Genomic DNA, 7,863 nt, shown 5'->3' with positions numbered 1-7,863 from the left:
TCGGGATTCATCTGGCCCAGACACCATCTGCACGGCGACAACCGGCATATGCAGCCGTCCGCTGGTCTCGTCGAAGCTTGACGCGTGATCGCGGGTGAACTTCTCGATGATCATCGTCTTGCCCATGCCGCTGTCACCGACAATGAGCAGGTTCGGCATGCGGGCGCGCTCGGGAAACGACATCAGCGTTTCCAGCTTCTCCAAGGCAGCCTCGGCCCTGGGATAGGAGATCCAGCGGTCGGCGCGAATCCGGTGAATGCGCTCCTCGGCGCTGAGCGCGGCGATCTTGCCGGCTCCTGGATAGAGATGCGGGAACTCAGTCATCGTCGTACCACTCCTCGACCTTGAAGCCGGGGTGACTGAGGAACGGGCTCCCCTCCCCTTCCGGCGCAGACAGGGCATCTCGTGCGGCGGCATCCGGTGTCACATCGATCATCGGCAAAGGAGCCAGATGCGCCCGCCGAGCCTGGTGACGCCGTATCGCCTTAGTCTGCCGTTCGGCGCTGTCGACGAGGTCGCGCTGCGCCTCGATCGTCCTGAAAATCAGGTCCTCATCTACCGACCGGCGCCCGGCCTCACGCAAAGCCCGTCGCGCCGCGCGGTGCTCCCAGAGCGTGATCGCAGGCCGTGTCAGATCCGCCGGTCGGGCTTCGATGATTCCGTTCTCTGTCAGCACGAAGAGGCGCGAAAGATCGCGCGGGTCGTATTTGAGCGTGAACTTGCGGCTTTCCCGGCCCATCAGCCAGCGCAGCTCGTCCGACCAGTAGCGGATGTGGAAGAGATGAAAGCCATCGCGCTGCAAAACGCGCTGCTCTGAGGGCAGGAAATCGACCAAGAACTGCCTGAGATTGGCCGGCATGCGCAACCGCGCCCCATCTACCTTGGCCGCCCAGGCTGCAGAAGGTGTGGTTTCCAGCGCGCTGTGGACCCGCGCATGGTAGGAGCCGGTGATCTCGAGAGCGAGCCAGGTTTCTAGCTCTCTGAGAGTCATCACCGCCTCGGCTTCCGCGTCGAGATCACCGCGCTCGAAGATGTTCGAGAAATGCGAGCCCGGCAGCAGGTGAACCGCGCCCATCATCGTGCCGATCAGCCGCTCGATATGGCCGCCATAGCGCGGCGTTCCGGGCGGACGGTACCGCAGGTCGATCTGGTACTCTGCACAAGCGAGCCCGAAGGCGCGGGCATGGAATTCCGCGCCATTGTCCACGTGAATTGCCCTCGGAGTTCCATGGGCGAGCCAGTCTGTGTTGATCCCGCGCGCCGCCAGCCAGTGCGATTTGTCCATCACCGCATGGGTCAGACACAGTGCGACAGCCAGCAGCGACGGCGGCTCCAGCGACAGGTGAAACCCCAAAACCATGCGGGTGTTCACATCGATTGCCACAGTCAGCGTCGGACGACCGAGCGGGCGACGCGTCACCGGGTCGACCACTGTCACATCGGCCTTGGTGTGGTCGATCTGGACGATATCGAGAGGGCTGTCTGCAGTAAGTCCTCCCGGCGTGGCCAGATAGCGCCGCTCGGCCTTGTCCTTGCCCTCTCGCCTGGCCATCAGCTTAGCTTGGTCATGTTGCTCCAGCCAGCGGCCCAAACGCCGGATCGAGGGCGGTGCCAGCCCTTGATCCCGACAATCGGCGGCCACCTCCCGCCAGAACCGCGTCCTGGTGGGCTTGCGGCGGGTGGCATAGAAACCCCTGAAATGGCGGGATACGATCGCTTCCACCTCCGGGTCGAGGGGCTGCATACCCGATTTGGGCCCCCGGGTATCCCGCAGAAGCGCACTGGTCCGCCCGTCCTCGCGGAACTGCTTCACCAGACGAAAGAGCGTGGATCGGCTGACATTCAGCTGATGCATGGCCCAGTCGACATTGCCCTGAGTGAGCTGGGCTGGCAGCTCCCCGAGCACCCGGGCGCGAAACTCCGCCTCTTCCCAATCCTTGTCAGCTGGAAAATTATCGGACATAACTTACTCAGTGCATGGATGCCGGATAGTCTCACCAATGGTGACTCAAATCGGTGTCCAGTCTCACATACCCTGAATCGGTTTCAGAAATGCGACACAGGCAAGCTATTGAAAACAAATGGAACGCAGTCTCAGAAATTCCGGCAGACCGACATCCGAGGAATCAGATGGCTCAGAGCCCGCGCAAACAGCGCCCACGCCCTCGATGCTCTGATGGCGATCGACACGACGAGAGGGGTCAAGACGACGGCGAGGCCGCGATCGCCCTGCCCGCTCATGTGGTCGGCTCCGGTACGCTCGACCGGCTGGTGAACACCGCACGAGGTTATGCACGCGCCGCGGCCTCCGAGAACACGCTGAAAGCCTATGCCAAGGACTGGACGCATTTTGCGCGCTGGTGCCGGATGAAAGGCGCCGAGCCCCTGCCCCCATCCCCCGAAATGATCGGGCTATACCTCGCGGATCTGGCTTCCGGGTCGGCGCCTCCATCGCGTCGCGCCCTCTCCGTCAGCGACAATTGACCGCCGCCTCTCGGGCCTCGCCTGGAACTACGCACAGCGGGGTTTCTCGCTCGACCGCAAGAACCGTCACATCGCCACCGTGCTGGCCGGGATCAAGCGCAAGACATGCGCCGCCCGCCCGTGCAGAAAGAAGCAATCCTGGCGGAAGACATCCTCGCCATGGTGGCCACCCTGCCCTACGACCTGCGCGGCTTGCGAGATCGCGCGATCCTGCTCATCGGCTATGCCGGCGGGCCTGCGCCGGTCCGAGATCGTCAGCCTCGATGCTCACAAGGACGACACGCCGGACTCAGGCGGCTGGATCGAGATCTTCGACAAGGGCGCGCTGCTGACCCTCAACGCCAAGACCGGCTGGCGCGAGGTCGAGATCGGACGCGGCTCGCAGCGACCAGACCTGCCCGGTGCATGCGCTCGGAACACTGGCTGCACTTTGCAAAGATTGATTTCGGGCCGGTCTTTGTGGGCATATCGCGGGACGGCAAACGTGCCTCGGGCACCCGGCTCAACGACAAACATGTTGCGCGCCTCATCAAGCGCACGGTCCAAGACGCCGGCATTCGATCGGAGCTGCCCGAGAAGGAACGGCTGGCGCTCTTTTCCGGCCACTCTCTGCGCGCCGGTCTTGCCAGCAGCGCAGAGGTCGATGAGCGCTACGTCCAGAAGCACCTCGGCCACGCCTCGGCCGAAATGACCCGCCGCTATCAGCGCCGACGCGACCGGTTCCGCGTGAACCTGACAAAGGCCGCGGGGTTGTGACGCGGATCAGAGGCCTTCATTCTTCAACGCCATCAGCGCCGCTATATGACGAGGGAGATCGCTGCGGGAGTGCAGGATATCGACGATGATGATCTCGTCCGGCCGATCCAGAAAGACCAGGAAATGCTCCCCTGCCCTAACGAACCGCAAGTCAACGGACTCATCCACGAGAACCGCGCAACTCCGGCTATACGCCTGACCGTTCAAGAACACCTTCACACCGGCTGAGCAATTCGGCCTCGTAGAGCTCCGCCTGGCGCAGCCCAAAATTCTCGATCGTCCATCTCGCGATCTCGGTGAGGCTGGCTTCCGCACGACGCGTAAGCCGGAAGGATCGGCTCATGAACGAGCGCGCGCAGTCGCAAAGGCTCGGCGGACCGCATCTTCGCCACTACCCTCCGCAAGATCGCCCGCCTTGGCCTGCGCCAAGCCTTCAAGAAGACCCTTCGGATCCCTGCCAGCTGTGCCTCTTCCTGCTCGAGCAGTCTCAGGCCAGCGCGCATCGCTTCGCTCACATTCTGGTAGCGCCCGGACGCCACCAGTGCTTGAACCAGATAGTCCTGAGTTTCGGTCAGGACAACGTTGCGTGTCACCATGGGCAGATCTCCTTTACTGGCAATATATGCCAATGAGCGATTTTGGTCAACAGGAATCTGATATTGGGCGACGAACGGCCCATGATACGGCCTCTCTTTCCAAGCCTATCAATCGGTCGTTTTCTCGCGTTATATAAAATTGCAGACGGCCCGTTTTGATGCCCCTGATCGGTTATGCCCGCGTCTCGACCGAGGATCAGACCCCCCTGCCCCAGTCGCAGGCCCTGAAATCTGCAGGTTGCGCAGAAATCCATGAAGAGCACGCCTCGGGCGGCAATCGTGCGCGGCCGGTGCTGGCGCGGGTGCTCGAACGCGTGGCCAGAGGGCGACACGCTGGTCGTCGTGCGCATCGACCGGCTGGCGCGGTCGCTGTCGCATTTGCTGGAGGTAATCGAACGGCTGGAGGCCAAGGGCGTGTTCTTCCGGTCAATTCAGGACCCGATCGACACCGGCATCACCCGCAGGGCAAGTTCACGCTGCAGGTTCTGGGCGCCGCGGCCGAGTTCGAGCGCGCGCTGATCCGGGAACGTACCAAGGCGGGGCTGGCGAGCGCCCGTACCAAGGGCCGCGTGGGCGGGAACCCTGGGCTACGGGCCAAAGACCCTGCTGCTCTTCGCAAGGTGCGGCTGGCGCGACAGGACGGCTACATGGAGCGCCTGAACGAGACGGCACAAGACTGGGTGCCCCATGTGCGCCGATTGCGCCCCGACCTGGCCTGGGAAGATGTGTTGCGCATCATCAACAGCCCCTTGCCCGAGGCGCGTCGACTGGACCCAAAGCCGCCTTTTGCGCGCTGTGAGGGCCTATGTCCGCGACGGCTTCCTGCCTGCCGAGGTGCTGGCCCGCGCCGGACGCCGCGAAACCGACGACCACCTGCCCGCCATCGTCGCCGCCATCAAGGGCGCGGATCCCGACATCACGCTTCAGGCGATCTGTGAACGGCTGGAATCAATGCGCGAACGCACACCACGTGGCCGAACGAGATGGCAGCCGTCTTCGGTGAAAATGCTGTTGGATCGGGCGGAAAAGCTAGGATTGTTGGAGTAGGTTCGGGAGCAACGCTATCCCCTGACCGACGATACACCGCTCACCCCCGCTCGCGAGCTCAGCAATCTGTAGGCTTGACTGAGCGTATGTTCGGCAGGAGCGTCATAGGGATCGCGCCTTGCGCCACAGATCAAGCGCCTCGCAGCAGATCTTGCACCACCGATGGCTTCTTTGCGATCAAGGCCAGCAGGACTTGAGCAGGACCCGTCGGGTGTCGTCACCCATGTTCCCAGTTCAAGAGCGTGTCTTTGCGTGCCCTTAGCTACCCGATGCTTCGGGCGAATTCAGCCTGTGAGAGACCAGTTCTTTGGCGAACTTGGGCCACATCGACATCGACAACGGACACCTGATGCACCTTGGCTGCAGTCATGTTGCCATCTGCGAATGCCAGGCCTGTTCCAGGCCCTTCGACACCGATTCATATGCACTCCTCGCATCGCCCTGTTCTCGGACCACAGCTTACGCGTAAGCGGCGACCTTGCACACGTTGAACGGTCTCAGCTCCAACTGGTCGAGCGGAATCTGACGGATATCCGTGGCGATGGCACGCGTCGGTTTCTGCCCTACCTCGAACTGTTTCCGAAATGCGGCTTGCGGTCGGGCTGTGGTTTTGGCCATGGTTAGGGCCCTTTCAACGTCGGACCCGGATGAAGCTCGCTCTATCCTTTCAAGCCCGGCACCCGGGCTTCCCTTCCTCTGGTTCTTCGTCACTCACAGATGTGGTCTACAAGGCGGTTCATTTTGGTTCTGCCCCCACTTTGATAGCCGCACGCGCTGCTCTGACGAGATCAACACAATCAAATCATCCACCTTGACACTTGATCTGAGAGTGGAGACCGGTGTTGTTGCGCGTCATCTTTTTCGGCCGCGTTTCACGAAAGTTTCTGCAAGCCCCCGCTCGTTTTGATGGACTTGCGCCGAATTTTCATGCGAATTGGAAACCATGATATTTTTAATATTGGGACCTATGCACCATGACGACCTATACTCTGTCCGGCTTTTCCGTCACCTATGATCAGAACGACAATCCATCGGCGGTGGGCGCGGCCACATTGCAAGTGGTATTTCCGAATAACCAAGCCTTTATCAATTACAGCCTGATCGACACCGGGAACGGGGACCTTCCTGGAGGTAGATCTGGGCGGCAGCCAGGATCAGGGCGTTCTGTTCAACGGCGTGCCGTTTTCGGACAACCCGTTCAACGAGGATTTCCTGGGCTCTGTCACAACCAACCAGGGCACACACATCGTACTGGCCTTCTTTGACGCCAACACCGACACCGACTACATCTTTCAGATCGGGGGCGCCCCGCTGAACGTGGTGCCGACACTGGCCGGGTTCGAGGCGCTGAACAACAGCATCACCAACCTTGGCGTGGCCACCGGGGCCTCTGCGCCGGGGCAGGATATCCTGCTGTCCAGTCCCGGCAGGCGTGCAGGCCCGCGCCGCGGGCGCGGCCGGTCATGCCAGTCTCCTCCGCGCGATCGAGCAGCTCCTGCGCACGCTGGACAATGATCAACATCACCACCGGCGGCGGCCTCGGTATGTCCTGGGCTCGATCGGCAACGACACGATCAACGCAGGCGCGAATGGCGGCACCGATGGCTATGTCGATCTGGATTACAGCGCAATCGAGCGCGGCGTCGACGTGGTGATCAACGGGGCCACCGGCACCGGCAGCGTGGACAAGGCCGATGCGGGCACCGACAGCCTGCTGGGGCTCAATGCACCGATGGATGCAGGCGCGGTCAACGGCGGGCTGGGTGTCTACGGCGGCATGAACGATGACAGCTTTGCGCTGAACTTGGCGGCCGGTCAGTGGATGCAGGTGCGTGGCGGCGAAGGCACCGACAGCTATGCCATCACCGGCAGCGGCGATGTGCGGCTGCGGCTTGACGGCGGATTTGGCGCAGTCTCGGTCAACCTGAACACCGGCACGGTGATCGATGACGGGTTCGGCAACACCGAAGCCATCACCGGCAGTGGTCTGGGAGCTTGCCGGGCGGCTTTGGCAACGACACCCTGATCGGCAGCGCCGCGAACGAGGCCTTCATCACCGGCGAGGGCAATGACGTGGTCAACGGCGGCGGTGGGTTCGACCGCATCCGGTATGATCGGTTCGGCGTCGACGGCGGCATGACCATCGACCTGGACGCGGGCACCGCCAGCGGCAGCTGGTTCGGGGGGCCTTTACCGACAGCCTGACCAGCATCGAATGGGCGCGCGGGTCGAACCTGAACGACACCTTCATCGGCAGCAGCGCGGATGAACGGTTCGACGGGCGGGGCGGCACCGACAGCTTTACCTACAACGGCGGCAACGACACGATCAGCGATTTCTCCTTCGGCAGCGAAACCGTGACCTTTGACCTGGGCACGCCCCAGACGGTGCAAACAGCCCTGGACGCGGCCAGCAGCGATGGCGCGGGCGGCGTCGTGGTGAACTTTGGCGGCGGCAACAGCCTGACCTTCAACACATGCCACCGTGGCGCAGGTGCAGACACTGAACGCAGGCCAGCAACTTCAACGACATCATCGGTACGTCCGGACTGGATGCCCTGATCGGGACCGATGGCGACGACCGTTTTGTCACCGGCGACAACGACGGCAGCGGCGATTACATCGTTCCGGGTCTGGGCAATGACCTGATGGATTTCTCGGATATCGTAAACGGGTTCGTCTCTGTCGATTACAGCTTTCTGGACGCCCTGTCCCAGACCATCACGGTCAATATCGACGGTGCGGCCAATACCGGCAGCGTGGCCTATTCGGGCGGAAACACCGACACGTTCGTGGATGTGGCCAACCCGCCGACAGCGGCTGCGCTGGCCGTCGGCGGGTGGGCTTTCATCGAGCCAGAGTCGATGGCTTTACCGTCACCACCGCCACCGAACAGTGGGTCAGCCTAGCAAATGGGCGATGGCACCGACAGCCTGACCATCAATGGCAGCGGGCTTGTCCGGCTGACACTTCCGGGACGG

8 protein-coding genes and 3 pseudogenes are annotated in these 7,863 nt (G+C 62.4%); 6 read left to right on the top strand and 5 right to left on the bottom strand.

Features of this window, described 5'->3' with window-relative positions; genetic code table 11:
- A partial coding sequence (locus ACQ651_RS21315) for a TniB family NTP-binding protein (protein ID WP_430450531.1) occupies window positions 1-324 on the bottom strand: 324 nt, incomplete at its 3' end.
- Window positions 317-1,906, bottom strand: a complete 1,590-nt coding sequence (locus tag ACQ651_RS21310; RefSeq protein WP_430450530.1) for a Mu transposase C-terminal domain-containing protein — start codon at window positions 1,904-1,906, stop codon at window positions 317-319. The genes ACQ651_RS21310 and ACQ651_RS21315, both read right to left, overlap by 8 nt.
- A gap of 224 nt (window positions 1,907-2,130) precedes the next feature.
- Here ACQ651_RS21310 and ACQ651_RS21305 point away from each other — a divergent pair.
- Window positions 2,131-3,240 (top strand): annotated as a pseudogene (locus tag ACQ651_RS21305) (tyrosine-type recombinase/integrase).
- 6 nt (window positions 3,241-3,246) lie between these two features.
- Here ACQ651_RS21305 and ACQ651_RS21300 read toward each other — a convergent pair.
- The gene (locus ACQ651_RS21300; RefSeq protein ID WP_430450529.1) at window positions 3,247-3,390 is read right to left on the bottom strand and encodes a hypothetical protein; all 144 of its coding nucleotides are present in this window, start codon (window positions 3,388-3,390) and stop codon (window positions 3,247-3,249) included.
- A gap of 189 nt (window positions 3,391-3,579) precedes the next feature.
- Window positions 3,580-3,836: pseudogene (locus tag ACQ651_RS21295) on the bottom strand (type II toxin-antitoxin system ParD family antitoxin).
- A gap of 158 nt (window positions 3,837-3,994) precedes the next feature.
- Here ACQ651_RS21295 and ACQ651_RS21290 point away from each other — a divergent pair.
- Window positions 3,995-4,883 (top strand): annotated as a pseudogene (locus ACQ651_RS21290) (recombinase family protein).
- A 459-nt stretch (window positions 4,884-5,342) separates the two neighbouring features.
- Here the strand turns inward: ACQ651_RS21290 and ACQ651_RS21285 are convergent.
- Window positions 5,343-5,501, bottom strand: a complete 159-nt coding sequence (locus ACQ651_RS21285; protein WP_430450528.1) for a hypothetical protein — start codon at window positions 5,499-5,501, stop codon at window positions 5,343-5,345.
- Between the two features lie 814 nt (window positions 5,502-6,315).
- Here ACQ651_RS21285 and ACQ651_RS21280 point away from each other — a divergent pair.
- From ACQ651_RS21280 to ACQ651_RS21265, 4 genes are all read left to right on the top strand, one after another.
- A complete protein-coding gene (locus ACQ651_RS21280; RefSeq protein WP_430450527.1) occupies window positions 6,316-6,909 on the top strand; it encodes a hypothetical protein in 594 nt (197 codons plus the stop codon).
- Window positions 6,879-7,088, top strand: a complete 210-nt coding sequence (locus ACQ651_RS21275; protein ID WP_430450526.1) for a hypothetical protein — start codon at window positions 6,879-6,881, stop codon at window positions 7,086-7,088. The genes ACQ651_RS21280 and ACQ651_RS21275 overlap by 31 nt, the downstream gene beginning before the upstream one ends.
- Before the next feature lie 152 nt (window positions 7,089-7,240).
- A complete protein-coding gene (locus ACQ651_RS21270; protein ID WP_430450525.1) occupies window positions 7,241-7,444 on the top strand; it encodes a hypothetical protein in 204 nt (67 codons plus the stop codon).
- Between the two features lie 86 nt (window positions 7,445-7,530).
- Window positions 7,531-7,791: a hypothetical protein gene (locus ACQ651_RS21265; RefSeq protein ID WP_430450524.1), complete on the top strand. Its 261-nt coding sequence runs from the start codon at window positions 7,531-7,533 to the stop codon at window positions 7,789-7,791.
- Window positions 7,792-7,863 lie beyond the last annotated feature (72 nt).

Source organism: Rhodophyticola sp., from assembly GCF_965284195.1.
Lineage (GTDB): Bacteria > Pseudomonadota > Alphaproteobacteria > Rhodobacterales > Rhodobacteraceae > Rhodophyticola.
The sequence above is the reverse complement of the archived record's forward strand: the minus strand, read 5'-3'. Positions and strand labels throughout refer to the sequence as shown.

Coding starts and splice junctions, on each gene's coding strand:
- ACQ651_RS21265 (WP_430450524.1), top strand. CDS start 7,531: ATGGATTTCTCGGATATCGTAAACGGGTTCGTCTCTGTCGATTACAGC.
- ACQ651_RS21285 (WP_430450528.1), bottom strand. CDS start 5,501: ATGGCCAAAACCACAGCCCGACCGCAAGCCGCATTTCGGAAACAGTTC.